The sequence below is a fragment of the Aureibaculum koreense genome, assembly GCF_034296135.1.
Lineage (GTDB): Bacteria > Bacteroidota > Bacteroidia > Flavobacteriales > Flavobacteriaceae > Aureibaculum.
Genome location: NZ_JAXKVV010000006.1, coordinates 95,866 through 120,901, shown reverse-complemented (window position 1 = coordinate 120,901; position 25,036 = coordinate 95,866). Strand labels below are relative to the sequence as shown.

Genomic DNA, 25,036 nt, shown 5'->3' with positions numbered 1-25,036 from the left:
TAATCGTGAAGCGTTTACTTACTACCATAATATTATTCTTACAACTTCTTTTTGGGTGTTCCCAAGAAGAAGTTGGCGTTAATGCCACAACCGAAAAAATAAATGGAATCAGTTTTGTGGCTTCCAAAGATTCCATAAATAGTAGTAATGTAAATCCCGTATTAAATGTAAACAGCAACTATATTACCTTAATGCCTTTTGCATTTATCAGGGATTTGAATATTCCTGAGGTATATTTTTCATCAGACAGACAATGGTACGGCGAAACTTTGATTGGTATAGAACAATATGCCAAACATTTCCCTAGAGACGACATTAAAATCATGATCAAGCCACAATTATGGGTTTGGGGCGGTACTTATACAGGTTTAATTGAAATGCATACAGAAGAAGATTGGAAAATTCTCGAAGATTCTTACCGAGTATATATTTTGGCATTTGCAAATTTGGCTCAAAAACTGGATGCTGAAATTTTCTGTATAGGTACCGAGCTGGAAAAGTTTGTATTAAATAGACCAGAGTATTGGAACGATTTAATAAGTAACATTAAAGAAGTATATAAAGGAAAGTTGACTTATGCGGCAAATTGGGACGAATACAAACGTATTACTTTTTGGAGAGATTTAGATTTTATTGGAATTGATGCCTATTTTCCCTTGAGCGATGTTAAGACGCCATCTGTAAATGAATTGGAAATGGGCTGGAAACCACATAAAGAAGAGATTAAAAATGTGCAATCAACTTTTCAAAAACCAATATTATTTACCGAATTTGGTTACAGAAGTGTTGATTATACAGGAAAAGAGCCGTGGAATTCAAGTCATAAAAACGATGGTGTAAATTTAGAGGGACAAGAAAATGCATTACAGGCATTACATAATCAATTTTGGAAAGAAGATTGGTTTGCCGGAGGATTTTTATGGAAATGGCACACTGATCATCAAAATGCTGGAGGGGAAAATAACCACAGATTTACACCTCAAAACAAACCGGCCGAAACTTTGTTAAAACAATTGTATGGAAAATAGGTTATTTTTAACATGGTTAGTACTTTCTTTGGTATTTGTAAATTCTTGTACCGATAATGAGGTAGAAGATACCTATCAAAATCTACAAGAGTATATCAGTATAAATTCTCAACTAGAATTAGACGAAGTAATTGCCTGTGCCGCAAGCGATGAATTAAATACTGATATTTCTTATATTTTTTATTACCCTGTTCCCGGGGCTAAAGAAATTCAGTATTTTGAGACAGCCAACATTGCTGTAGATAAGGATGATTTTTCACTTTATAAGCCAGCTATCTATAAAAGTGAAGCCATATTTAATGGATATTTAGAGCGTTTTGTAAGAAACAATACTAAAGAAGTTTGGTGCATTGTAACCTATAAAACCGAAGGGAAATTACACAAGTCAAATCCTATTCGATTAAAACACCAAACAAAACCAACGGAGTGGACGGATAATGTTAGTATTGACTTTGTACAAAGTACTATGCCAAAATTTAGTTGGAACGATGGTGCTATAGCAGAAAATGCTATCTATTTTCAAGTAATAACAGATAAAGACAATACATTGTTGTCGGGCACATATACCTATGATAAATGGTTTCAGTATTACAATTTAAGTAATGTGGTTCTGAACATTACTAGAAATACTCCGCCTAATTTAATAATTGATAATTCATATGGTTTTACCTTAATGGGTGTGAGTGAAGATAATTGGGTTAATTTGGTAATTCAAAAACCTTTTATTACAAAGCAATGAAACTGAAGTTGTTAGTTTTTTTAATACTATTTTTAATTTCTTTTGAAGGATTTTCTCAAGAGGGCGAAGTATCTTCAATACAAATAAATGGTGCTAAAAAAACTAAAGTTGGTTATTTAAAAAGGATTTTAGATAGTAAAGTTGGAGAGCCACTTGACAGTACTTTATTAAATGATGATATAAATCGTTTAAAGAGACTGCCTGCACTTTCACATGCTTCATATACAGTTACGCCCAAGGAAAATAATAAATATCAAATCATAATTACTATTGAGGAAAATTTCACTATCATACCGGTAGTAAACTTTTGGACCAACAATAGAAGTTCAATCGCTTATAAATTAGGAGTTTATGATTATAATACGTTTGGTAGGAATATAGGTTTTGGTGGTTTTTACCAAAACAATGGATTTGATACTTATGCAGTGAATTTTAGAGCTCCACAATTGTTTTCCAAAAAACTCGGACTAGCCGTTAACCACCAAAACTGGAAAAGTCAAGAGCCTCTTTATTTTGATGATGATGTTGCAAATTATAAGTATAACAATATATCTTTAGAAATTTTAGGGCTGTACCAATTGAATTCAAAGAATCATTTTGAATTGGGTATTAACATATTTAAAGAAAAATATGATTATTTAAGCGGAGCAACCAATGCTAGTACTCCACTAAACTTAGACCTGAACAAGCTGTTGTACAAATTTATTTATACTTACGATAATTTAAAATATAATTACCAATATCCTGATGGTTTCAAAAGTCAGTTTTACGGCCAACTGGTTAAATCAGAAGAAAAGAACAATGATAATTTTCTTATTGCCTGGAGCGATTTTTTTTATTTTAGAAGAATGGGCACAAAAGGCAATTGGGCAAATAGACTTCGAATGGGTTTATCTACCAATAACGATAGCCCATTTGCACCATTTTCTTTGGACAATAACATAAATTTAAGAGGTGTGGGCATTTTGGTAGATAGAGGAACGGGAAGTATAGTCTTAAATAGTGAATATCGTCATACTTTATTTGAAAAGAATTGGTTTTCCGTTCAAGGAAATGCCTTTATAGATGCAGGATCTTGGAGAAATCCGGGAGGAAAATTAAATGATTTTACCAATGATGAAAATATAAGACTTTTTTCGGGCATTGGATTACGGATAATGCATAAAAGAATTTACAATGCTATTTTAAGAATTGACTATGGCCATAGTTTAAGAAGTGATGGTACCAAAGGATTTGTTTTTGGGGTAGGGCAGTACTTCTAATCTTTTGAACGGCCAATAAAATTATGATATATTTAAATCTTTAAAATTTGGAATAGATACCCACATTAAAAGTGGGTGCTAACGGAGCATTATTAATATTAGACGCTCCAAAAAACGAAAAATTTGCCCCAAATTTATCTTTGGTAAATTCATAATTTGCTTTTACGCCATAGGCATTGTACTGTTGCCTATCCAAATGGGAAAACCATTGCGATTCATCATCAGTAAAAGCAGATTCTTTTGATACTACATTTTTGGTGTCCAAAACCAAGCTTATATGTCCGTTTGGTATTATGTTGTAACCCACTTCCAAACCAGCTTTAAAAAAGTCCGAATAATCATTGGTCATATAGCCATAACCTATGGTTGCAAAATAATACCACTTATTGTAACTGGAACCCGCCGTTATGTACGGAAGCAGAGTAGAGGAATTAAAACCTGTAGATAATTCTTTATTCTCATCAATTTTTATGGAGTTGGCAGAAAACAGAATACCCGAACTTATTTTCCAATTTTTATCCAACAATTTATATTTTAAACCTAAAGAAACATTACCAACACCCGAAATACTTTCTGATTCATTGGGTGTTTTAATATCGGCAATTTTATAAGGAATGATTAACTGTGCTTCCAAATTGTTCGTTATACCGTATTCTGCGTAAAGTTGTAGGGTTATATCGTTAATCTTATCAAAATTTTCTACTCTTTTATTATTAACTTGCACCGCATCATAAGACAATCCGGTAAACCCGAGTTGTAGGTACGTTTTTCCGGAATTTCGTGTCCAAGGACTTTGAGCATTTAAAAATTGGATACCCAAACAAACTAATACTATTGCTATAATTTTTTTCATACGTTTAAATTTTAGTAATTATTTGATAATAAATTAATTATAAAAATGAGAACGTATGCAACCGCTACGCTCTCGCATTAAAAATTTTAGACATTATCTTTTGTGAAAAAATGTCTAAAATTTATTAATGCTCGTTTCATCTTATTTTTTTTAAAAGTTTAACAACACCCCCCACCATCATAGTGGAAAGTAGATTCTGAAATATAAATATTCTCTTTATTTAGAGATTTAAGGGCGTTTGCGGTTTTATCACAAATTGCCAAAGGTTGATTTTTTACCAGCACATGGCCGGCTTCATCATCAAAAAAATCTTCATCACCGTAATAAATTGCTGCCTTGCCCGTGAAAATACAAGGGCCATCACTTGGCATAGAGTCTTTTATTGCGGCTACTTCAATAGATTCAATATAAATCAGCTCATCGGTAGGGTAATTTTTTGGGTCTAGAATCCGATACGGTTTTCTCGCTCTTATTTCAATGGTACCAAAACCTGCATCGGTCAACATTTTCACATATTTTTTTATGGGTAAACTACCACTTAGGCACAGGGCCCTAAGTCGTTCATCGTTGCGAAGCCCTTCATTCATAGGTTGTTCACAAGTTGGGTCGCTCATTACCAATCTTCCATGAGGTTTTAAAACACGATACATTTCTGCAATGGCCTTTTTTAGATCATCTTCTTTAAAAATATTAAATAAGCAGTTTTGTGCAGCAACATCAATGCTGTTGCTTTCTACTGGAAGGTTAAGGGCATCCCCTTTTCTCAAATCAACAAATTCACTTTTAAACCAATCGTTTTGAGCTTCGGCTTCACTAAAGTTTTTTCGAGTGGCTTCTAACATTTCGTCAACTACATCTAAACCGATTACCCCGTCCTTTTGCCTATTGAAATAGGAAAACTGAAGTAATTCCATACCGCCGCCAACACCAACATATAATATTTTAGGGTTATTGGTCAGGTCTCTAAAATGAACTGTACTGCCGCAGCCATAGTTCATTTCTTGCATAATTTTAGGTATTTTAAGCCCGGGCAACTCCCAAATAGGGTTTGTGGTGCAGCACAAACCAATATCGGGCGTTAAAGCCGCCTCTTTATATACGTTATGAGTGGTTTCTAAATAGCTCATTATATGGTTTTTATCAATTCTTTAAATAGAATAATCATGTTAGGTTCAGCCTTGGAAGCCATAGCTATAATTTCGTTAATATCAACGGGTTTAAGGCTCTTAGGGTCGCATTCGTCTGTCAATACCGAAATAGCCGCCACTTTTAAGTCTAAATGGTTGGCAACGATAACTTCGGGTACGGTACTCATCCCCACAGCATCGGCACCAAGTATTTTGAGCATTTTATATTCTGCTTTTGTTTCCAATTGCGGTCCTGTTACACTTGCATAAACTCCTTTGTGGAGTTGTACTTTATTTGTTTTCGCTATTTTTTCAAAAGCCAGATTAATGGTTTTATCATAAGGCATGCTCATATCCGTAAAGCGGGTACCTAATTTTTCAACCCCTTTAAAAGCCAATGGGGAACTGCCCTGTAAATTAATATGATCTTCTATGAGCATTAACTCGCCTTTTTTAAAGTTTATGTTAATTGCCCCAGCAGCATTGGAAATCAATAAAACTTTAATTCCCAGTTTTTCTAGTATACGAACTGGGTAGGTTATTTCTTGTAACGAGTATCCCTCGTACATATGAAAACGGCCCTGCATTACAATTACGGGCTTATTTTCCAACGTGCCGTAAACTAATTTGCCCTTATGGAATTCAACCGTAGAGGTCGGAAAATTGGGAATGTCTTCATAATTTACCTCGTTGATAACCGTAATTTCATTTATCAACTGGCCAAGTCCGGTACCCAAAACAATACCCGTTTCCGCATCTTTGAAACCGATCTTTTTTAAGTAATTTACAGATTCTTTTATCTTATCGATCATTTAATTGTTGAATTTTTTGTTGGAACTTGCTATTGTTTTTGTAAAAATCAGAAGCTAGCAAATCGTCAATGGTATCAATATCATTTAAAGGTTCAAGTAAGCTATATGCTATTTTATCATTATTAAGTTCTTGGCATGTTTCGGTTAATAAGTGAGATTGGCTCCAAGGTTTATCATCAAAAATAGTTTCATGAAGTTTTGACAGCCCCACTAAATAATAACCACCATCTACGGCCGGGCCAAAAACAACTTCATTTGTTTTTAAAGCATCTAACCCTTTTAAAATATGTGTTGAATCTATGTCCGGCAAATCGGAGCCAATTAAAACAATATGATTGTAGCCCTCATTAAAACCGTCTATAAAGGCATTTTTCATCCGCTCTCCCAGATCGATACCTTTTTGCACTTTTTTAGATGTATTATTCCATTTTGTATTTACTATGGTATCAGAAAAGTAAATGCGTTTATCTATAGCTATGTTTTTTGTAGCCGTTTCGGTTATTTTTACCAGTTCATTATAAACATCAAAAGCGGTTTGGTTGCCAATTTCTTTGGCCAACCGTGTTTTTACTTTACCTAACCTAATATTTTTTACAAATATGATGATAAGCTTTTTTGTCATATCTTTCATTTAAACAAACGTATTAGATTTAGGTAACCACTCCCTGACAACTACTTCCTGCACCAGCGGTACAACCGTAGCAATGTTGAGAGATAATTATTTTTCTATTATTGAGCAGCTCCTCGTTATATTCTGAAATGTGCTGCACTTTGCTATCTACTTTTAAGTTCAGCATTTGATTAAAATCACAATCGTATAACCACCCGTCCCAACTTACCGAAATGGTGTTGGTGCACATTACATTTTTTACAGCTTCGGGATTGTAGGCATTTACCAGTTCGTACATATAATCTTCATAATTATCGGTAGCAATCAGATAATCTAAAAACCTACTAATGGGTAAATTGGTAATGGTAAACAGATTATGAAAAGAAATACCAAAATCATCTAACAATGCTTTTTTGAAATCATTTTCCAATGCCATCTGATTACCGGGCAAAAACGCCCCAGAAGGATTATAGACCAAATCTAATCGAAAAGAACTATCTTTAATTCCGTACCCAACATCGTTTAATGATTGCAGGGCTTCAATAGATTTATTAAAAACACCTTTACCTCTTTGTTTATCGGTTTTACCTTTGGTGTAATGAGGTAATGACGAAATAAGATGTACATTGTGCTTTTTGAAAAACTGAGGTAGATCATAGTACTTTTTATTGGCCCTTATAATAGTTAGGTTTGAACGCACTATAAAATCTTTAATACCAATTTTGGCTGCTTCTTCAACAAACCATCTAAAATTAGGATTCATTTCCGGGGCACCACCGGTTAAATCCAACGTATGTGCTTTTGTTTTTTTTATAACCTCTAAACATTGTAACATGGTTTCTTTGGTCATAATTTCTTTTCTGTCGGGTCCGGCATCCACATGGCAATGTGAACACACTTGGTTGCACATATACCCTAAGTTAAGTTGCAAGATTTCCAATGTTTTTGGAACGAGCGGAAATTGATCGGTCTCGTTTATTTTATCGGCGAAAGTGGGTAAATTTCCATTGGCAAAAATACCATTGGACAAGAATTTTAATTGGCGTTTTATATTTGCTAGTTCACTATTTCTAGCTTTAAGTGTTTTCTTTAACATGTAAAGGTGGTTATAAATCTAATTTATTAACTTTATTCATCATTTGAACCCCATGTACCAAAGTAGCTCCACTTTTAATAGCTGCCCCTACATGAATAGCTTCCATCATTTCGCCTTTGGTAATGCCCCGCTCTAAACCATCTTTAGTATAAGCATCAATGCAATATGGACATTGTTCGGTGTGGGCAACTGCTAAGGCTATTAATGATTTCTCTCTAGCAGACAAAGCACCTTCTTCAAAAACTTTTCCGTAATACTCAAAAAACTTATTTCCGAGTTCTTCGTTCCATTCGGTTATGTTACCAAATTTTCTTAAATCAGCGGGATCATAATATGTTTTCGACATAAATTTTATAGTTTCTATTTTAAGCTTATAAACTTAGTACGAAAAACGGAATAAACATTACAATAAAAAAAATCTATTTTTCAGTTTAAGATTTTTTAGGTGCTTGGGCAAACGATTTTTAAAAATAATTTTTTACTATTTGTTTTACGGAATTATAATATGAACTTCCAAATAGATTTAAATGCACTAATAAATAATACAATTGGTAAAGTTTCATACAATTTTCGTAGTGTTTGGTTTTTGGAATAACTTCGTGGTAAGCTTTATAAAAAGCAGGAGGGAAGCCACCAAATTGTTTGGTCATAGCAATATCAACTTCGTTATGCCCATAATAAACGGCAGGGTCAATTAAGTAAGGCTCTCCATCAGTTGCTATCAAATAATTGCCCGACCAGAGATCGCCGTGCAATAATGCAGGTTTTACTTTTCCGAAAAACCTATACAAAGTTTCCATAATTTGTAACTCTTGAGGAATTTCATTATCGCCTAATAAGTTGTTCTTTACTGCCAGTTCAAATTGAGGCAGCAATCTTTCTTTTGCGTAAAATATTATCCAATCCTTATGTTTCTGATTCGATTGAGGGAGGCTTCCAATAAAGTTGTTTGAACCTAAACCAAATTTATCTTGAGATTTAAGATGTAAGCTCGCCAATTGACGACCAAGTTTTTCAAAATCTTTATCCGTTGGTAGTTTTGAGGGAATATATTCTAACAGCAAATATGCAGATGCCTCAAACTTTCCACAATCAATTATTTTTGGGGTTTTTATAGTTTGGGTCTGGGCAATAAAATCCAGACCAACTTGCTCTGCTTTAAACATTGCTAAAGCATCGAAATTGGAATTTATTTTAAGAAAATATTCTTGCTTTTCCGCACTGATTATAAAGGCTTGCGAAATATCGCCACCAGAAGTAGGTGTGTGTTTTAGAAAAGTAATTCCTAATTTATTTGAAAGAAAATTGATAAACGATTCCATTTATCAAATTTAAAAATAACTTAGTGCTTAACGCCGGTATAACCAATAATTTTATCTTTAAAATAAACTTTTCCATAATCAAAAACAGGTCTGACCGGAAAATCTAAATAATAGGTAATTTTTGAGCCGCTGATTTTCATTTTGTCTAAAGATTGTACCGTAGGTTTCTCTTTTCTTTTCTTTTTAATGCCCAATGTATTCGTTTTGTAAGTTTTGGCCTCAAAGTCGGTATAGCCGTCTAATTGATATTTTTCAAAATCTTCATAATTCCTATTATCCGCTTTTGATTTTAAATAAATTTTTCTGTCCGTTCTGTAATAATAGATGGCAACAGGTCTAATTCTCCATTTTTTTTCCTCATCGGTCAATGCAAAAAGATTAAAATCTAGTTCATCTGCTTTACGATGCAATTTTTCAATATTTACTTGAACACTAAGGGTTTGTAATACCTTATCTTCATAGCGATAAGGTTGCGACCATAGTTTTTTATTATGAATGGATTTCCCGATTGAAATGTTATAATCTTCTTTTGGAATACTGTCGGTTTGTGCTGAGACCAATGTAACCGGTAGCATAAAAACTAGCAATATTACAAATGTAAATGTGGATTTTTGTAAGAGCATAATAGGGTATATTTATTGATTTTTCAATAGCTATAACATAAAACGTACCAAGATGAGGTTAATTGTACGGAATTGATAAATAAAGAAATACGATTATAACTTAAATAACAGTGAAATTAAACCATTCTTTCTAAGAGTGCCATATAAAATCCGTCAAAACCTGATTTGGCAGGTGAAACCTTTTTCTCTTTTATTAAATTAAAATTCTCATGAGTTTTTAAAAATGCTTGTACCTGTTTTTCATTTTCCGAGGGTAATATAGAACATGTTGCATACACCATTTTTCCGCCAACTTTTAAGAATTTGGCATAGGTTTCAAGAATTTCCGCTTGTGTTTTTTTAATATTCTCAATAAATTCAGGTTGTAATTTCCATTTTGCATCAGGGTTTCTTTTTAATACACCTAAACCGCTGCAAGGGGCATCTATTAAAACCCTATCCGCTTGGTTATATAATTTTTTAATGACTTTGGTGGTGTCAATGTGACGAGGTTCTATGTTGTGAGCTCCAGCACGTTTTGCCCTGCGTTTTAATTCCTTAAGTTTGTTGGCATAAATATCCAATGCAATGATCTGCCCTTTGTTTTCCATTAAAGCTGCCAAATGCAAGGTTTTTCCTCCTGCTCCTGCACAAGCATCTATAACACGCATACCGGGTTTTACGTCTAAATATTCTGCTACTAATTGTGACGAAGCATCTTGCACTTCAAAAAAGCCTTTTTTAAAGACGTCCGTTCTGAAGACATTTTTGCGTTCTATCAATTTTAAGGCATCAGGATAACCTTCTATAAATTCAGAACCTATTTCTTCTTCCAATAAAATTTTATACAGTTTTTCTTTGGTCGTTTTTAAGGTGTTGGCTCTTAAAACAACACTGGCCTGTTGGTTCAACGCTTTAATTTCTTTGTCCCATTGCTTGCCCAATTCTTTTACCCCTAATTCATCCAACCAATCTGGAATAGATTCACGAATGGCACGATTGTTTTGAAATTCATCAAACTTACCTTTAAAACGTCGCGTAGGAGTGCCTTCAAATTGCTTCCAATCTGGTAACGTAATACCTTTTAATGTGGCCCAAACCGTAAATATTTTCCACAGATTTTCTTGTGTAAAATGGTTTTTTGTTCCTGCAATCTCATTGTATAATCTTTTCCAACGGACGCAATCATAAACCGTTTCTGCTATAAAAGCTCTATCTCTTGATCCCCAACGGGTATCTCTTTTTAAGGTTTTTTCAACCACTTTGTCGGCATATAAACCGTCATTATAAATATAATTAAGCGAGTCAATTACTGCTAATACTAAATTTCTGTGTAAACGCATTTAAGATTTAATTTGAGGATGCAAATGTAACCAATAATACTGTCAATTCGAGCGGAGTCGAGAACTAAAACTTTTCAAAAACGCCCAAACCAAACAAGGCAAAATCATATTTTACAGGATCGTTCGGGTCTAACTGGCGTAAACTGCTATCTAATTCCGCCAAGGCTTTGGCATCATTTTGTTTACGTGATAACAAGCCTAATTTCCTAGCCACATTACCAGAATGCACATCCAAAGGACAGGAAAGACTTGAAGAGGGCAATGTTTGCCAGATTCCGAAATCTACACCGGCGTTATCTTTTCTCACCATCCAACGTAAAAACATATTGATCCGTTTGGCGGCAGAACCTTTTAAGGGGTCGGAAATGTGTTTTTGGGTTCTTGGTAAATGATCGAGTTCAAAAAACATTTTTTTTAATTGGTGAATTGCATTTTGTGTTGAGTTGTTTTGCATATGAGTTGAAAATACAGATTCCAATCCGCCGTGATTGCGGTAAATATGTTGCAGTGCTTTTATAAAGTAGCTAAAATCATTTCCGTTAAAAGTTCTGTGGACAAAATTTTCTAAGGATTTTAAATCTTTCGGATTGTGATTTACAATAAAATCATAAGGACTATTATCTAACAATTCCATCATTTTATGGGCATTGTTAATTATCATTTTTCGGTTTCCCCAAGCAATGGTGGCAGTTAAAAACCCAGAAATTTCAACATCTTCTTTCTTTGAAAAACGATGTGGAATTTGAATCGGGTCAGACTCAATAAATTTGGGATTGTTGTATTGAATAACTTTAGCATCCAAAAATTCTTTAAGCTCGGGTTGGGTCATATCCATCTTCGGGTTTTTTTGCAATAATTAGTAAAATCATCACCAAAAATTTCTATCAAAACTTTCTCTTCAGGTTTAATTTGATATGTTGTAATATACCAAATAAAAAGCATCACAATTGCAATATTATAATAATTTCCAAATTTGAAAAATATAGCAATCAGCCCAAATAGCATTGCCAAATACATCGGGTTTCTTGTGTATCGATACAGTCCAGAAGTCACTAGTTGAGAGGCTTTTGACGGATGGAGTGGGTCAACGGAAGTTTTAGCTTTTCTAAATGAAAATACAGCAGTTAATCCAATGGACAAACCCAAAATAATAAAAACCCAAACTATAATATTTTGAAATTCAAATACAAAATGATTACCCGATAATCTGGTAATTCCATACATTATTAATGCAAATAATAAAAATTGTAGAGCAGGTGGAATTTTTAGTTTCATAATCATCCAAGTAAAAATTTTTGCTTCAAGTATAGAAATTCAAATTTAGTATAAAACTATCCAAATCACTATCTTCGTTGTCAAAACTAATTTTTGTCTTTTACTAAATTACATACTTCTATTGAATACCTTAAAGGCGTAGGTTCGGCTCGTGCAGATTTGCTCCGAAAGGAGCTAGGAATTAAAACTTTGGCAGATTTATTGCACTTTTTTCCGAACAGATACATTGACCGCACCCAGTTTTTTAAGATCAAAGGCTTGTTGCAAAACTCGGCGGAGGTCCAAGTAGTCGGTAAAATAACCCATATAAAAACGATACAACAAAAGAGGGGAAGTCGCCTGGTTGCCACTTTTACCGATGAAACAGGCTCTATGGAATTGGTATGGTTTAGAGGTGTTAAATGGATCAAGGAATCTCTAAAAATAAATACACCTTATGTAGCTTTTGGAAAAGTGAATTGGTTTAATGGTATGTTTAATATGCCACATCCAGAACTGGAACTAGTGACAGATTATAAAAAAAGCCTACAAACGGCTATGCAACCCGTTTATCCATCCACTGAACTATTATCCAAAAAAGGTGTGACCAATAGGGTAGTGGCGAAAATGATGCAAAATTTATTTCTTGAAGTAGGAAATAGATTTCAGGAAACCTTGTCGGATGATATTATCAATCAATTGAAACTATTGTCTAAAAGTGAGGCATTATTTAATATACATTTTCCTAAAAACCAACAATTATTAACCAAAGCCCAACAGCGGTTAAAATTTGAAGAGTTATTTTTTATCCAATTACAATTGATTCGGAAAAATATGATTCACAAAACCCAGATAAAAGGTTTTGTATTTGATACCGTAGGTAATCATTTTAATACTTTTTATGAAAAGTATTTACCTTTTGAACTCACTAACGCTCAAAAAAGAGTAGTTAAGGAATTGCGAAAAGATATGGGTACGGGTGCTCAAATGAATCGGTTATTGCAAGGCGATGTAGGTTCAGGAAAAACCATTGTGGCTCTATTAACAATTTTAATAGCCTTGGATAACGGATTTCAAACCGCGTTAATCGCACCTACGGAAATTTTAGCAAATCAACATTTTAATGCTATTTCTGAGTTGTTATCTGATATGGATATTCAAATAAAACTCCTTACGGGTTCTACAAAAACAAAAGAACGCCGCATAATTCATGAAGCCTTAGAAGACGGTTCATTGCATATTTTAATCGGCACTCATGCTTTGTTTGAAGATAAAGTACAATTTCAAAATCTAGGACTAGCCATTATTGATGAACAGCACCGATTTGGTGTAGCACAACGAGCAAAAATGTGGATGAAGAGCCCACCCCCAGCCCCTCCCGAAGGGAGGGGAGCTGAAATTCTGCGAAAGTATGAAACGGCTCAACCTTCGACCTATAAGTTGTTAAAAGAACTTCAAAAAGAACGGAAAAAGCAAACTACACAAGCAGAACAGATATTGTGGGAATATTTAAAGACAAAGAAGTTGGGTACTAAATTTCGAAGGCAACATATCATAGATATGTTTATTGTTGATTTTATATGTATTTCTAAGAAATTAATTATAGAGATTGATGATGGTTATCATAATACAGCTGAGCAAAAAGAAGCTGATGAAATGAGAACTCAAATATTAAATGAATTAGGTTATAAAGTAATACGATTTACAAATCAAGAAGTAATTGGTAATATAGATGAAGTCATCAATAAAATTTCGCAACAATTGGAAAGCCTTCCCTTTGGGGAAGTTGGAGGGGCTTTTCCTCCTCACATCCTTGTAATGACTGCAACACCAATCCCTCGAACATTGGCGATGAGTGTTTATGGCGATTTGGATATTTCCGTAATCGATGAAATGCCACCTGGAAGAAAACAAATTATTACGGCACATCGCTACGATAGTAATCGATTGGGCGTTTTTAAATTTATGAAAGAAGAAATTGCAAAAGGGAGGCAGATTTATGTCGTTTATCCGTTAATACAAGAATCGCAAAAGCTCGATTTTAAAGACTTAATGGACGGTTATGAAAGTATTACACGAGAATTTCCTAAACCTAAATATCAGATCAGTATCGTTCATGGACAAATGAAATCGGCCGATAAAGACTATGAAATGGAACGATTTATAAAAGGAGAAACGCAGATTATGGTGGCAACTACGGTTATAGAGGTTGGTGTAAATATCCCTAATGCGAGTGTTATGGTTATAGAAAGTGCTGAGAGGTTTGGACTTTCGCAATTGCATCAGTTACGTGGAAGAGTTGGTAGAGGGGCAGAACAAAGTTTTTGTATCTTAATGACAAGTTTTAAATTAACTAGTGATGCTAAAATAAGATTGGAAACCATGGTAGAAACCAATGACGGATTTGAAATTGCCGAAGTTGATTTAAAACTTCGTGGTCCAGGTGATTTAATGGGCACGCAGCAAAGTGGTGTATTAAACTTAAGAATTGCAGATATTGTTAAAGATGCAACTATTTTAAAAAGAGCTAGGGAAATGGCTTTTCAAATCTTAAAAAAAGATCCAAATTTGGTCAGTGAAAATCATAAACAATTAAAAAGAGCTTATCAAGAAATAACCAGGAATAAAGCCATTTGGGCTAATATTAGTTAGTTGTTGAGTTTATGAGTTTAGAATTTTCTTAGTATTAATTAGCGTCTTATTTAAACGAACAAACTCATCAACAATTAACTTCAATGTAGTTAATAAAAAAAAGTCCCAAAATTCTCAAATTAGGACTTTAAAGGGAAAAAAGGAGTTGTTATAAAATAATCACTTTACTACATATCAAAAGTATGATTTACTGTCTATTATCTTCCAGTTTTTAAAATTAGTTATGAACCATAATATTAACAGTCTAAAATATTATACCATTATTATCTTTTTTATTATCTTAGATGATTACTTTTACCCTTTAAATTTAGAGTATTATGACAATAATTACTGATGGCGGTTCTACAAAGTGTGATTGGATTGCAATAGACGATAACGGAATACAATTATTCGAAAAAGTGAGAACGAAAGGATTAAATCCAGCTACATTATCACCGGACGATTTAATAGCCAGAATTCAGGAAAGTGAAAGGTTGATGCAGCACAAAATGGAAATAGAACATATTTATTTTTATGGAGCAGGTTGTGGCACGGACGATCCTAACAAGGCATTGACACAAGTGTTAGAAAAGTTATTTCCAAAAGCGGAGGTAGTGGTTTCTGAAGACACCTTAGCTGCCATTTATTCTACTATAGATAATAACGAGCCTGCCGTAGTATGTATCTTAGGTACGGGTTCCAATTGCACCTATTACGATGGTGAAAATGTTCATCAACGGGTAAAATCTTTAGGTTATATGTTAATGGACGATGCTAGTGGTAATTATTATGGCAAACAAATGATAAGGGATTATTTTTTTAAGCACATGCCCGAAAGTTTAAGGGTTTCAATGGCAGAGAAATTTAATATGGATGAGGACTTTATAAAATTTAATTTATACAAACAACCCAATCCTAACGCATATTTAGCGACTTTTGCAGAATTTTTATTTTTGAATAAAGACCAGACCTATAGTACTGATTTGATTAAAAAAGGCATTCGTGTTTTTGCTGAAAATATGATTTTTCAATTTAAAGAAGAGTTAAAAACAGTACCAGTTCATTTTGCAGGTTCCATTGCATATTATGGGCAAGACCAAATTAAAGAAGTTGCCCAAGAAATGGGTTTTAGAGTTGGTAATTTTGTAAGAAGACCTATTGAAGGCTTGGTTTCTTATCATGCTAAAAATATAGTTTAGATTTAACGTTTTCTTAATTTTGGCTTTTATTGCCATGATTCTTTATAGTCCTAACTTTGGGGTTATAAAATAATATAAAACTATATGGAAATTGCTTTGATAGCTCATGACGGAAAAAAAGCTGAAATGGTTCAGTTTTTAAACGAACATAGAGATATATTAGAAGATAAAGGAATTACTTTTATATCAACGGGAACCACAGGCGAAAAAGTAGAAAAAGCGGGATTTGAAGTCCGCAAGTTACTTTCCGGGCCTCTTGGAGGAGATGCCCAAATAGCGGCAAGAGTAGCAGAGGGAAGATGTAATATGGTATTGTTTTTTAGAGACCCGTTAGAAAAACATCCGCATGAACCAGATGTATTGATGTTAATGCGATTATGTGATGTACATGACGTGCCGTTGGCAACAAATCCTGCTACTGCGGACTTATTAATTGGCTCTATTTAACGGCTATCATAGAAATTTCAACGTTTACATCTCTGGGCAAACGAGCCACTTGAACTGTTTCCCTTGCAGGAGCGGTTTCATCATTAAAATAAGAGCCATAAGTTTCGTTTATTTTAGTAAAGTCGTTCATGTCGGCAATAAAAATAGAGGTTTTAACTACGTTTTCAAAAGTCAATCCAGCTTCGGCTAAAACCGCTTTTAGATTTTCCATAACTTGTTTCGTTTCAGATTGGATGTCGTCTAAAATAAGTTTACCATTTTCAGGATTAAATGCCACTTGACCAGAGGTAAAAAGCATGTTATTTATCATTACCGCTTGGTTATAAGGCCCAATTGGTGCCGGGGCTTTTGAAGTTGTTATTATTTTTTTCATAATAGTATTGTTTTAGTTTATAAGCACTGTTTATACCATTGATACAATTGTCATTGCGAAGGTATTCTAGAAACACTATCGAAAAGTAAATGTATCAAATGCCTGTGGCAATCTCATCAATGGAGGTAGCATGTTGAAATAAATTCTGTTGCCTTTGGTTTGAACTTCGATTTCAATCAAAAACACACCCCTAACCCCTCTCAAGAGGGGAACTATTGCGTTTTAAAAATTAAATTAGTATTCTTAATACTTTGTACTTAATTCTTAATACTATTTAGCACCATAATACTGCATCCCCTCAACCACCATTTCATTACTTGCTACTGCATCGATAACAAATTTACCCAAATCTTCTAATAAAATATATCGGACTGTACCTTTTGTGTTCTTTTTATCATGCTTCATTAAATCTAAAATGGCAGAAAAGTGCTTTTTGTCTATGTTGGTTTTTCCATAAGTTTTTAGAACATATCTTTTTAGATTTTCTAATTCTTTTTCAGGGAAATTATGTAGTTGACTCGAAATATAAGCTTCCACAACCATTCCTATGGCAATAGCTTCACCGTGCAAAAGGCTATCCAAATCTGGATTTTCTAAATAATAAGATTCTATGGCATGACCAACGGTATGCCCAAAGTTTAACACCTTTCGTAACCCTGTTTCTTTATAATCCTCTAAAACAACTTTATTTTTAATTTGTATGGATTTAGAGATAATAACGGCTAATTCATCAACATTTTTCCATTTATCTTGATATATAGCGTCCAATAGTTTTGGATCGAAAGTCAATCCATATTTGATTATTTCTGCTACGCCAGATTTCAATTCCCGTTCAGGCAAAGTTTCTAAATAGGTAGTATCTATCAAAACCATTTCCGGATTTGAAAACAAGCCCACTAAATTTTTCAGGTTATCTAAATCCACCCCAGTTTTGCTCCCTACAGAAGCATCTACCATACTTAATAGGGTAGTGGGAATGTTTATAAATTTTATTCCCCTTTTAAAGGTAGAAGCGACAAATCCACCAAGATCGGTAACCATACCACCACCAAGATTAATTATAAGGCTTTTTCGGTCTGCTTCAAGTTCAGTTAATTTTTTCCAGACTTTAACACAGGTATCAATATTTTTGTTGACTTCACCAGCTTTAATAAGGATAGTTTCTATAGTTAAACTTTCCGAAATTTTGGATTTGAATTTTGGTAGACTAAGCTGTTGTGTATTTTCGTCTACCAACACAAAAATTGTATCTAACTGATTATTAGAAATATAATCGTTTAATTGTTGATAAGCATCATCATTAAAATAAATAGAATAATCAGTAGATTTAATTGGCGTCATATCGTATAAAAAATATTTGCGAATTTATTGAAAATTAAATTACTATCGGTGTCTTCTTATTATATTTGTCAAAACAATCAACCTGAATGAATACAATATTTGAAGATACTAAAACTGCATTCGCTCTGAAATCAGATGCTGAGCTAGAGCGTGCTTACTTTTTATTTAAAATGATAAAAAGTGAACCTTTGGTAAGAATAGGTGCGGCAATTACCAATTTTGCCTTAAAAGCCCATTTGCGAGTAGAACAGTTGATTAGGGCTTCTGTATTTGACCATTTTTGCGGTGGCATTACAGAGGAAGATTGTTTGCCCGTAATCGATAAAATGTACGAATACAATGTACATTCCGTGTTGGATTATTCGGTTGAAGGTCAAGAAGCAGAAAACCAATTTGATCTGGCCTTAGAAAAAACATTGCAGAACATCAGTTTTGCCAAAGAAAAGCCAAGTATTCCTTTCGCTGTTTTTAAACCCACAGGTTTTGGAAGGTCTAGTCTTTTACAAAAAGTAAGTGAAGGAGGCAATTTAACCGCACAAGAAAAAATAAATTGGACCAATGTAGTGAACCGTTTTGATACTGCTTGCAAAGCAGCTTACGACAAAGATGTATGTGTATTAATTGATGCCGAAGAAAGCTGGTTGCAAGATGCGGCCGACAAATTGATTGAGACCATGATGGAAAAATACAATACCGAAAAAGCAATTGTCTATAACACGTTGCAAATGTATAGATGGGATCGGTTAGATTATTTAAAGGAATTGCACCAAAGAGCTCAAAAAAAAGGGTATAAAATTGGTATGAAAATGGTGCGGGGTGCTTATATGGAAAAAGAACGTGAAAGAGCGGAGGAAAAAGGATATCCATCACCCATTTGTGCTGATAAACAAGCAACGGACCAAAATTATGACGCGGGTATTGACTATATGTTAACGGGTAAAGGTTTATCATTATATGCCGGAACACACAATGAATTAAGTACCTTAAAAGTTATGGAATTGGCTAAGGAAAAAGGACTTGCAAAAGACAATAAAACCATTTGGTTTGGGCAACTCTATGGTATGAGTGACCATATTACTTACAATTTAGCAAAAGAAGGTTATAACGTTTCCAAATACTTGCCTTATGGTGCAGTTAGAGACGTAATGCCATATTTAATTCGAAGGGCAGAAGAAAACACTTCCGTAGCTGGGCAAACCAGTAGGGAATTGAGTTTGCTAAAAAAAGAGCGGAAAAGAAGAAAGAAATTGGGAAGGTTGTAAGAGTGTATAAGAAAGAATAACTAGTAACTAAATACGACAGAAATCATTGCTCGTATCTAATTGTTTTGTTCTAATGGATTTAAAGAAGTAATATGTTTCAAATAGAAGATGAATCGCACGCTGAACTTCAAATGGGTAAATTTAATTCCTACAAGGATGCTATAAATGAATTAAAAAGAAGAGCAGAAATTCCTTGGAGCGAAAAACCCAACAGATGCCCGTGTACTTCATGGGAGACTTGTGGAAGAAATTATGTAATAATAGAATATGATGATTCTAGAATTCCATGGAAGGAATTGAATCGTTATTCGGTTCTGGAAATTTCTGCCAAAGGAATAAAATGGACTAATAAATAAACACCTTACAACGAGAGAAATATTTATGCCCAGCGAACATAGTCGTTGCAAGACATTTTATCCATACCGTTCGTTACAATACAAAAGATTAAGTTAAAAATAAGATTTTTGTGTCTTGTCGTTGCCATGCTTTACCCAAAAAACTTCACAACCGCCTCCACACATCGCTCCCCATCCATGGCCGCAGATACAATACCGCCGGCATAACCACCTCCTTCGCCGCAGGGAAAAAGCCCTTTGATTTGTGGATGCTCTAAATTTTCATTTCTCGGAATTTTTATTGGTGATGAGGTTCTAGACTCTACACCTACAACATTTGCTTCTTCAGTATAATAGCCTCTCATTTTTTGTCCAAATTCCTTAAAACCTGCTCTAAGTCGACTTCCGATTATTTTGGGCAATAAAGAATGCAACGGAGCAGATTTTAACCCTGGTTGATAACTTGTTGAATTCAAATCGGCTGATAATTTTCCAGTAACAAAGTCGGTCATGCGTTGTGCTGGAGCGGTTTGTGTTTTTCCACCTGCGTTAAACGCTAATTTTTCTAAATCTTTTTGGAATTCTAATCCTCTTAGTTCTCCGAAATTATTGTACTTATAAAGATCTCTATTTATATCAATTTCCACAACAATGCCCGAATTCGCAAATTCGTTATTCCGTTTTGAAGGCGACATACCGTTGACAACCACTTCGCCCATTGCGGTCGCTGCGGGAACAATAAATCCACCAGGACACATACAAAAAGAATACACACCACGGTCTTTTACTTGATGTACCAAACTATAAGGGGCAGCAGGTAATAATTCATCTCTTTTCCCTTCGCAGTGGTACTGAATTGAATCAATAATATGCTGAGGATGCTCAACACGAACGCCCATAGCAAATGATTTTGCTTCGATGGCTATTTTCTTTTCATCCAACAAATAATAAATATCCCTAGCGGAATGTCCAGTTGCCAAAATAACCGCTTCCGTAGTCATTTCAATATCGTTTTGTAAACGAATAGCTTTTAGTTGATTGTCTTTAACTACGAAATCGGTAACCCGACTTTCAAAATGGATTTCTCCACCATACTTTATAATGGTTTCTCTAATATTCTCTACTATTTTAGGAAGTTTGTTGGTGCCAATATGCGGATGGGCATCTATCAAAATCTGTTCCGTAGCACCATGAAAAACAAAGTGTTCGAAAATACGTCTTACGTTACCTCGTTTTAAACTACGTGTATATAATTTTCCATCGGAATAGGTACCCGCACCACCTTCACCAAAGCAATAGTTGGAATCTTCATTAACTAAATGGTCTTGATTGATAGCTTTTAAATCGCGTCGTCTTTCTTGCACTTTTTTACCACGTTCCAACACAATCGGTTTATAACCCAATTCTAAACAACGCAATGCAGCGAACATGCCCGCAGGACCAAAACCGATAATATGAATGGGTTTTGCATTGGAAACATCTTTATAAATAAATTGTTTTACTTTATTTTCGGGTGCGGGTTCGTTTACAAAAACAGCAACCTTGTAATTAAAGATTATAGTGGGTTTTCGAGCATCAATAGATTTTCTTAAAACTTTGACACTGTTAATGTTTTTAACAGAAAGCGATAATTGTTCAGCAGCCTTAACTTTTAGAATGTCTTCTGTACTAGCTTCTTTTAAAGTGATACGGAGCTGAATTTCTTTTATCATAAGAACAAAAGTAGTTAAAATAATCAGCGTAACTAAACTAAAAAATAAAACTCCGACATTGATATCGGAGTTTTATAATTAAACTGGAAAAACGTTTTTGATTGATTATTTTATTTCCGCATCCGCCAATTTTTTAGTATCCACATATTGCTGAAAAGCTACTACTTTTCCATCCTTCAACTTCCATAAATGAGCTGCTTGGGCATTGTATGCTTTGCCGGTTTCCTTATTTTTTGCATCATATCTTAAAGTAGCCAACACTTTATTGTTGCTCATTTCGTGAAGTTCAATATCTGCTAATTTAAAATACTCGTGATCAGCTACAAGCCTTGCAAATACGCCATTTAAAACAGCATCTGGACCGATGTACGGATTGCCGTCTGCAAGTTTGTTGCTTTCAGCTTCGTTCCATTCTATGTTTGGATCCATACTGCCGAGAACCGTTGGTATGTCTCCTGTGGCGAATGCTTTATACATACTGTCAATGATTTGGGTGTTTTTCATAATTTTTGTTTTAGTTGTATTGTTAATTTGATTTATGCACTTCCAATTCTATTTCAATCAGAAATTCCGGAATTGCCAATTCCTTAACACCAATCCAAGAACCTGTTGGGAAATGATTTTTATAGATTTCAGTTCTATAACCCGCAATCTCTAAAAACTTGGGCATATTGGTGGTGAATATATTTTCAACAATCACATCGTCAAAGGTGCATCCATAATGTTTTAGGATTTTTTCCAAATCTGCATAGCAATTTTTCATCTGTTGCTCAAAATCACCAACTGCTGTTGGATTCCCTTCATTGTCCATACTTACTGCCCCAGAGATTTTGATGTTGTTGCCAATTTTTACCGCGTGACTATAGCCGTAAGCTTTCTCAACTTCCGGACGTAAGTTAAAATAGTCTGGTATTTCGTTTACAACAATGGCTTCTTTAGGTTCAGATTTTTCTATCGTCTTTTCTTTATTGGTTTTCTCGTTGCAACTTGAGAAAAATAATATCGCCAATAAAGCGACTGCCAATGTTAAAAATTTTGTTGTTTTCATTTTTTTTTAATTGAGTTATTTACTCTTTTGGAGGAGTCAAAGTCCATCCTGAATTTTTCATAATATTGGCCATATCATAAAAATAGCGTATCATTATAATTTTACCATTGTCCACTAAATTTGCAGAATGGAACGGGATTACTATTTTATTACCAGATTTTTTATTGGTAACCGTATTTGTACCCCAAGCCAACACCCATTCACCTTCGTTCCAATTATCAGTTACTTTAACAGGTAAATAAAGATCTCCAGTGGTAACATGTGTATAGGTGTCAAAACTATTTTTAAAATAGGTAGCGTGCTGATTAACGGTGAGCGAATCTAATCCGCCACCCAAGCCATAGATCATGGCATTTGGAGCTAGTTGCTCGGTCATTTTAGCAACATCACCAGCTTGTAATGCTTTTACATAATTTACTACAAGATTTTGAGCAGACTCTGCATTTTCGAATTCCAACGTGGTTTCTTGTGCATTTGAAATTACAGGTGTTAGGAATAAAGTTAAGGCTAGTGCCATTATTGTTTTTAACGTTTTCATAAAAGTTATTTCTAAGATTAATTATAATTATTTATTCAGTAGCTTCATTTTTCTCCTCGGATGCCGAATTGTTTTTTTCAGCCTCAATCGCTTGAAGGTTCAATACTACTTCTGTAGGATCCCAATAACCATGTTCCCTTACAATTTTCCCATCTATAAATTGATACGTCAAATGAATGGGTATCTCTATTTCTTTGTCATTTCCTGCTAATGTGCCTTTCCAACCCAACCAGCAATTTACCCATGTATTGCCCTCGTCCGTAACTACCATCTCATATTCAGGATCCTTATCCGAAAATCCTCTGGACGAATAATTTTCATCGTTTTGTTTGTGATATTTTATGGTCTCATCAGGACTTAAACCTTTCTTACTATTCGAATTATAGAAGGTTTGTGAAGTATCCGCATAAATACTCGTATCATAATTTTTAGTATTGTAATTGTTTATCAAGGTTTTTACAGTTTCAATCTCTGGAGATTGTTGTGTATAGCGTTGTTCTGGCTTTCCGCAAGCTGTAAAGAGGATTATTGCAAATCCTAATAAAATTAGTTTTTTCATTTTTGTTTGTGTTTAAAACCTGCAAGGTCTTCAAGACCTTGCAGGTTTTGGTTAAGTTAGTCATTTTCCTTTTCTGCTGTATAGCTTAAATCTGGTCGCATCCATCCAGTTTTTGTTTCATATTTGAGTACGTATTTCATCATATCCTCAAAGAGATTTTTTCCTTCTTCGCCCAATAGGTCATTGGTTTCCTTATTTAATTCGGCGTAAGATACTGGGTCTTTCCCCGAAACTACCGCCACGTAATAATCTCCTGTACTTCCAAAACCGTTGTGATAAATTCTGTAGTGTTGTTTTGCTCCTTTTTTCTCATAGAGGGCTTTTATCTCCTCTAATTTTCCCTTTAGGTTTTGAATGTTGGACGGTGCTACATACAAATAGTACCATTTTCGATAGTTTTGGTCTTCCGTATTTGTTGTGAGGCCATCGGGCATATAAGATAGTGCTGCGTTTAATACCACCACCATATCGCCGTGTTTGTCATAGCATTTATTATAGCGTTCAAATATTTTTCCAAAGGCTTCTTTTCCCATTTTTTCCGCCAAGGGAGCCAAAGGATTTTTATCAAAATCACCCATGTTTTCTATGGGTGCAATGGTCAAATAGGTATTATCATCCATGCGTGCGGTTGTCCAGTCAGATCCTTCCAGTTTATGTTCTTTACAGGCACTGATAAAATCTTTTGAAACTTTTTCATATTCTTGGCTCATTCCCGGGGTTACTTCATCGGTATGTACCCAGAAAGATTGGTTTTGAGCAGATAATAAATTTACAGCCAAACACATTGAAAGGCTCAAGATCATTAGTTTTTTAATTGTTTTCATAATAGTTAGTTTTAAGATTAATTATAATTGTTTGTTGATTTTATTCGGTTATTGGTGGGCTTAACGTGTAGCCCAACTGTTGCAATAGATCCAATTCATTGTAAAATACGTCCTCTCTATAAATTCTATCATTTTCATTAAAATATAGATGGGTAATTCCACTTATATTTACTTTTTTTCCAGTAGCAGTAAGCTCACCAAATGTACCTGTGTGTGTACCTGAAAAAGTCCATTCTATATAGGCGTGTTTGTCTTTAATAAGTCGTTTGGGAAAGGTTAAGGTCATATCAGGAAATCCAGTAAGAAAAATATCCATACTGGCTTTATGCTCATTTATATTGGAAACCATTTCTATTCCGTTCATATTTCTAATATAACTTTCAGTAATTAAGGTGTCAACCTTGTTTTCTCCAATACTATTTTGAGCTTCCAAATAATTAGAAATTGTTTCTTCAATTTTACTGGTATCAAAAATGGCTTCTTTTTTAAGCGGTTGGCTACAAGAAAGTAACAGCAATAATATAATAGTTTGAAAGGCAATTGCTATCCTCATTTTTTTGTAATTTTCCTCTAAATAATTGATTTTAGGTTCAGAAAACAAGCGGGTTAGGACGAAATACTCCTTTTACTGTCCGAAGCCCCTTTTATATTTTTCTAAGCGATATTATCGGTTGTTATAAATTTGGTAAATTAGCCTAAATCAAATAGTTGCACTTTTA

28 protein-coding genes are annotated in these 25,036 nt (G+C 34.2%); 8 read left to right on the top strand and 20 right to left on the bottom strand.

Annotation, left to right across the window (positions count from 1 at the left end; genetic code table 11):
- Positions 1-5: 5 nt before the first annotated feature.
- From UMM65_RS07710 to UMM65_RS07700, 3 genes are read left to right on the top strand one after another with little or no spacing between them, the layout of a single operon-like run.
- Positions 6-1,028: a glycoside hydrolase family 113 gene (locus UMM65_RS07710; RefSeq protein WP_321975919.1), complete on the top strand. Its 1,023-nt coding sequence runs from the start codon at positions 6-8 to the stop codon at positions 1,026-1,028.
- Positions 1,018-1,767 carry a hypothetical protein gene (locus UMM65_RS07705; RefSeq protein ID WP_321975918.1) on the top strand — a complete coding sequence of 250 codons (750 nt, stop codon included), beginning with the start codon at positions 1,018-1,020 and terminating at the stop codon, positions 1,765-1,767. The genes UMM65_RS07710 and UMM65_RS07705 overlap by 11 nt, the downstream gene beginning before the upstream one ends.
- Positions 1,764-3,029 (top strand): POTRA domain-containing protein, encoded by a 1,266-nt coding sequence (locus tag UMM65_RS07700; RefSeq protein ID WP_321975917.1) that lies wholly within the window; start codon positions 1,764-1,766, stop codon positions 3,027-3,029. Before UMM65_RS07705 ends, UMM65_RS07700 begins: the two co-directional genes overlap by 4 nt.
- A 40-nt stretch (positions 3,030-3,069) precedes the next feature.
- Here the strand turns inward: UMM65_RS07700 and UMM65_RS07695 are convergent, their stop codons facing one another.
- The 11 genes from UMM65_RS07695 to UMM65_RS07645 form a co-directional block, all read right to left on the bottom strand.
- The gene (locus tag UMM65_RS07695; RefSeq protein ID WP_321975916.1) at positions 3,070-3,882 is read right to left on the bottom strand and encodes a hypothetical protein; all 813 of its coding nucleotides are present in this window, start codon (positions 3,880-3,882) and stop codon (positions 3,070-3,072) included.
- A gap of 158 nt (positions 3,883-4,040) precedes the next feature.
- Entirely contained in the window at positions 4,041-5,009 is a 969-nt protein-coding gene (gene arsM / locus UMM65_RS07690; protein ID WP_321975915.1) for an arsenosugar biosynthesis arsenite methyltransferase ArsM, read from the bottom strand.
- Positions 5,009-5,821: a purine-nucleoside phosphorylase gene (locus UMM65_RS07685; RefSeq protein WP_321975914.1), complete on the bottom strand. Its 813-nt coding sequence runs from the start codon at positions 5,819-5,821 to the stop codon at positions 5,009-5,011. The genes arsM and UMM65_RS07685 overlap by 1 nt, the downstream gene beginning before the upstream one ends.
- Complete coding sequence (locus UMM65_RS07680; protein WP_321975913.1) at positions 5,811-6,443, bottom strand: TIGR04282 family arsenosugar biosynthesis glycosyltransferase; 633 nt, start codon at positions 6,441-6,443, stop codon at positions 5,811-5,813. Before UMM65_RS07680 ends, UMM65_RS07685 begins: the two co-directional genes overlap by 11 nt.
- Before the next feature lie 28 nt (positions 6,444-6,471).
- A complete protein-coding gene (gene arsS / locus UMM65_RS07675) occupies positions 6,472-7,527 on the bottom strand; it encodes an arsenosugar biosynthesis radical SAM (seleno)protein ArsS (protein WP_321975912.1) in 1,056 nt (351 codons plus the stop codon).
- A gap of 10 nt (positions 7,528-7,537) precedes the next feature.
- Entirely contained in the window at positions 7,538-7,873 is a 336-nt protein-coding gene (locus tag UMM65_RS07670) for an arsenosugar biosynthesis-associated peroxidase-like protein (protein ID WP_321975911.1), read from the bottom strand.
- 118 nt (positions 7,874-7,991) lie between these two features.
- Positions 7,992-8,849 (bottom strand): fructosamine kinase family protein, encoded by an 858-nt coding sequence (locus UMM65_RS07665; protein WP_321975910.1) that lies wholly within the window; start codon positions 8,847-8,849, stop codon positions 7,992-7,994.
- 20 nt (positions 8,850-8,869) lie between these two features.
- Complete coding sequence (locus UMM65_RS07660) at positions 8,870-9,472, bottom strand: hypothetical protein (RefSeq protein WP_321975909.1); 603 nt, start codon at positions 9,470-9,472, stop codon at positions 8,870-8,872.
- A 116-nt stretch (positions 9,473-9,588) separates the two neighbouring features.
- A complete protein-coding gene (locus tag UMM65_RS07655) occupies positions 9,589-10,794 on the bottom strand; it encodes an RsmB/NOP family class I SAM-dependent RNA methyltransferase (protein ID WP_321975908.1) in 1,206 nt (401 codons plus the stop codon).
- 64 nt (positions 10,795-10,858) lie between these two features.
- Positions 10,859-11,623: a TIGR02757 family protein gene (locus UMM65_RS07650; protein WP_321975988.1), complete on the bottom strand. Its 765-nt coding sequence runs from the start codon at positions 11,621-11,623 to the stop codon at positions 10,859-10,861.
- A complete protein-coding gene (locus UMM65_RS07645) occupies positions 11,620-12,069 on the bottom strand; it encodes a methyltransferase family protein (protein ID WP_321975907.1) in 450 nt (149 codons plus the stop codon). Before UMM65_RS07645 ends, UMM65_RS07650 begins: the two co-directional genes overlap by 4 nt.
- A 93-nt stretch (positions 12,070-12,162) precedes the next feature.
- On the opposite strand from UMM65_RS07645, the gene UMM65_RS07640 reads away from it, so the two are divergent.
- The 3 genes from UMM65_RS07640 (at position 12,163) to UMM65_RS07630 (ending at position 16,325) form a co-directional block, all read left to right on the top strand.
- Positions 12,163-14,700: a DUF559 domain-containing protein gene (locus UMM65_RS07640; protein ID WP_321975906.1), complete on the top strand. Its 2,538-nt coding sequence runs from the start codon at positions 12,163-12,165 to the stop codon at positions 14,698-14,700.
- Positions 14,701-15,017: 317 nt separating this feature from the next.
- Complete coding sequence (locus UMM65_RS07635; RefSeq protein WP_321975905.1) at positions 15,018-15,878, top strand: N-acetylglucosamine kinase; 861 nt, start codon at positions 15,018-15,020, stop codon at positions 15,876-15,878.
- An 84-nt stretch (positions 15,879-15,962) separates the two neighbouring features.
- On the top strand, positions 15,963-16,325 hold the full coding sequence (locus UMM65_RS07630; protein WP_321975904.1) for a methylglyoxal synthase: 363 nt from the start codon (positions 15,963-15,965) through the stop codon (positions 16,323-16,325).
- Here UMM65_RS07630 and UMM65_RS07625 read toward each other — a convergent pair.
- On the bottom strand, positions 16,318-16,698 hold the full coding sequence (locus UMM65_RS07625; RefSeq protein ID WP_321975903.1) for a RidA family protein: 381 nt from the start codon (positions 16,696-16,698) through the stop codon (positions 16,318-16,320). The two genes, UMM65_RS07630 and UMM65_RS07625, sit on opposite strands and share 8 nt — an antisense overlap.
- A 270-nt stretch (positions 16,699-16,968) precedes the next feature.
- Positions 16,969-18,039, bottom strand: coding sequence for a 3-dehydroquinate synthase (gene aroB, locus UMM65_RS07620; RefSeq protein ID WP_321975902.1), 1,071 nt, complete (start codon positions 18,037-18,039; stop codon positions 16,969-16,971).
- An 86-nt stretch (positions 18,040-18,125) separates the two neighbouring features.
- Here aroB and UMM65_RS07615 point away from each other — a divergent pair, with 86 nt between their 5' ends.
- Positions 18,126-19,301: a proline dehydrogenase family protein gene (locus tag UMM65_RS07615; protein WP_321975901.1), complete on the top strand. Its 1,176-nt coding sequence runs from the start codon at positions 18,126-18,128 to the stop codon at positions 19,299-19,301.
- 92 nt (positions 19,302-19,393) lie between these two features.
- Positions 19,394-19,657 carry a hypothetical protein gene (locus UMM65_RS07610; RefSeq protein ID WP_321975900.1) on the top strand — a complete coding sequence of 88 codons (264 nt, stop codon included), beginning with the start codon at positions 19,394-19,396 and terminating at the stop codon, positions 19,655-19,657.
- Positions 19,658-19,788: 131 nt separating this feature from the next.
- Here UMM65_RS07610 and UMM65_RS07605 read toward each other — a convergent pair whose 3' ends face one another.
- From UMM65_RS07605 to UMM65_RS07575, 7 genes are all read right to left on the bottom strand, one after another.
- The gene (locus tag UMM65_RS07605) at positions 19,789-21,348 is read right to left on the bottom strand and encodes an NAD(P)/FAD-dependent oxidoreductase (RefSeq protein ID WP_321975899.1); all 1,560 of its coding nucleotides are present in this window, start codon (positions 21,346-21,348) and stop codon (positions 19,789-19,791) included.
- Between the two features lie 105 nt (positions 21,349-21,453).
- A complete protein-coding gene (locus tag UMM65_RS07600) occupies positions 21,454-21,852 on the bottom strand; it encodes a nuclear transport factor 2 family protein (protein WP_321975898.1) in 399 nt (132 codons plus the stop codon).
- 22 nt (positions 21,853-21,874) lie between these two features.
- Positions 21,875-22,396: a RidA family protein gene (locus UMM65_RS07595; protein ID WP_321975897.1), complete on the bottom strand. Its 522-nt coding sequence runs from the start codon at positions 22,394-22,396 to the stop codon at positions 21,875-21,877.
- 19 nt (positions 22,397-22,415) lie between these two features.
- The gene (locus UMM65_RS07590; RefSeq protein ID WP_321975896.1) at positions 22,416-22,934 is read right to left on the bottom strand and encodes a nuclear transport factor 2 family protein; all 519 of its coding nucleotides are present in this window, start codon (positions 22,932-22,934) and stop codon (positions 22,416-22,418) included.
- A 31-nt stretch (positions 22,935-22,965) separates the two neighbouring features.
- Positions 22,966-23,493 (bottom strand): nuclear transport factor 2 family protein, encoded by a 528-nt coding sequence (locus UMM65_RS07585; RefSeq protein ID WP_321975895.1) that lies wholly within the window; start codon positions 23,491-23,493, stop codon positions 22,966-22,968.
- A gap of 56 nt (positions 23,494-23,549) precedes the next feature.
- Positions 23,550-24,317 carry a hypothetical protein gene (locus UMM65_RS07580; RefSeq protein WP_321975894.1) on the bottom strand — a complete coding sequence of 256 codons (768 nt, stop codon included), beginning with the start codon at positions 24,315-24,317 and terminating at the stop codon, positions 23,550-23,552.
- Between the two features lie 40 nt (positions 24,318-24,357).
- Positions 24,358-24,870 carry an ester cyclase gene (locus UMM65_RS07575; RefSeq protein ID WP_321975893.1) on the bottom strand — a complete coding sequence of 171 codons (513 nt, stop codon included), beginning with the start codon at positions 24,868-24,870 and terminating at the stop codon, positions 24,358-24,360.
- Positions 24,871-25,036: the final 166 nt, after the last annotated feature.

What these genes read in the sequence shown, in the direction of transcription:
- UMM65_RS07705 (WP_321975918.1), top strand. Translation starts at nt 1,018, where the DNA reads ATGGAAAATAGGTTATTTTTAACATGGTTAGTACTTTCTTTGGTATTT.
- UMM65_RS07700 (WP_321975917.1), top strand. Translation starts at nt 1,764, where the DNA reads ATGAAACTGAAGTTGTTAGTTTTTTTAATACTATTTTTAATTTCTTTT.
- UMM65_RS07695 (WP_321975916.1), bottom strand. Translation starts at nt 3,882, where the DNA reads ATGAAAAAAATTATAGCAATAGTATTAGTTTGTTTGGGTATCCAATTT.
- arsM (WP_321975915.1), bottom strand. Translation starts at nt 5,009, where the DNA reads ATGAGCTATTTAGAAACCACTCATAACGTATATAAAGAGGCGGCTTTA.
- UMM65_RS07685 (WP_321975914.1), bottom strand. Translation starts at nt 5,821, where the DNA reads ATGATCGATAAGATAAAAGAATCTGTAAATTACTTAAAAAAGATCGGT.
- UMM65_RS07680 (WP_321975913.1), bottom strand. Translation starts at nt 6,443, where the DNA reads ATGACAAAAAAGCTTATCATCATATTTGTAAAAAATATTAGGTTAGGT.
- arsS (WP_321975912.1), bottom strand. Translation starts at nt 7,527, where the DNA reads ATGTTAAAGAAAACACTTAAAGCTAGAAATAGTGAACTAGCAAATATA.
- UMM65_RS07670 (WP_321975911.1), bottom strand. Translation starts at nt 7,873, where the DNA reads ATGTCGAAAACATATTATGATCCCGCTGATTTAAGAAAATTTGGTAAC.
- UMM65_RS07665 (WP_321975910.1), bottom strand. Translation starts at nt 8,849, where the DNA reads ATGGAATCGTTTATCAATTTTCTTTCAAATAAATTAGGAATTACTTTT.
- UMM65_RS07660 (WP_321975909.1), bottom strand. Translation starts at nt 9,472, where the DNA reads ATGCTCTTACAAAAATCCACATTTACATTTGTAATATTGCTAGTTTTT.
- UMM65_RS07655 (WP_321975908.1), bottom strand. Translation starts at nt 10,794, where the DNA reads ATGCGTTTACACAGAAATTTAGTATTAGCAGTAATTGACTCGCTTAAT.
- UMM65_RS07650 (WP_321975988.1), bottom strand. Translation starts at nt 11,623, where the DNA reads ATGACCCAACCCGAGCTTAAAGAATTTTTGGATGCTAAAGTTATTCAA.
- UMM65_RS07645 (WP_321975907.1), bottom strand. Translation starts at nt 12,069, where the DNA reads ATGAAACTAAAAATTCCACCTGCTCTACAATTTTTATTATTTGCATTA.
- UMM65_RS07635 (WP_321975905.1), top strand. Translation starts at nt 15,018, where the DNA reads ATGACAATAATTACTGATGGCGGTTCTACAAAGTGTGATTGGATTGCA.
- UMM65_RS07630 (WP_321975904.1), top strand. Translation starts at nt 15,963, where the DNA reads ATGGAAATTGCTTTGATAGCTCATGACGGAAAAAAAGCTGAAATGGTT.
- UMM65_RS07625 (WP_321975903.1), bottom strand. Translation starts at nt 16,698, where the DNA reads ATGAAAAAAATAATAACAACTTCAAAAGCCCCGGCACCAATTGGGCCT.
- aroB (WP_321975902.1), bottom strand. Translation starts at nt 18,039, where the DNA reads ATGACGCCAATTAAATCTACTGATTATTCTATTTATTTTAATGATGAT.
- UMM65_RS07615 (WP_321975901.1), top strand. Translation starts at nt 18,126, where the DNA reads ATGAATACAATATTTGAAGATACTAAAACTGCATTCGCTCTGAAATCA.
- UMM65_RS07610 (WP_321975900.1), top strand. Translation starts at nt 19,394, where the DNA reads ATGTTTCAAATAGAAGATGAATCGCACGCTGAACTTCAAATGGGTAAA.
- UMM65_RS07605 (WP_321975899.1), bottom strand. Translation starts at nt 21,348, where the DNA reads ATGATAAAAGAAATTCAGCTCCGTATCACTTTAAAAGAAGCTAGTACA.
- UMM65_RS07600 (WP_321975898.1), bottom strand. Translation starts at nt 21,852, where the DNA reads ATGAAAAACACCCAAATCATTGACAGTATGTATAAAGCATTCGCCACA.
- UMM65_RS07595 (WP_321975897.1), bottom strand. Translation starts at nt 22,396, where the DNA reads ATGAAAACAACAAAATTTTTAACATTGGCAGTCGCTTTATTGGCGATA.
- UMM65_RS07590 (WP_321975896.1), bottom strand. Translation starts at nt 22,934, where the DNA reads ATGAAAACGTTAAAAACAATAATGGCACTAGCCTTAACTTTATTCCTA.
- UMM65_RS07585 (WP_321975895.1), bottom strand. Translation starts at nt 23,493, where the DNA reads ATGAAAAAACTAATTTTATTAGGATTTGCAATAATCCTCTTTACAGCT.
- UMM65_RS07580 (WP_321975894.1), bottom strand. Translation starts at nt 24,317, where the DNA reads ATGAAAACAATTAAAAAACTAATGATCTTGAGCCTTTCAATGTGTTTG.
- UMM65_RS07575 (WP_321975893.1), bottom strand. Translation starts at nt 24,870, where the DNA reads ATGAGGATAGCAATTGCCTTTCAAACTATTATATTATTGCTGTTACTT.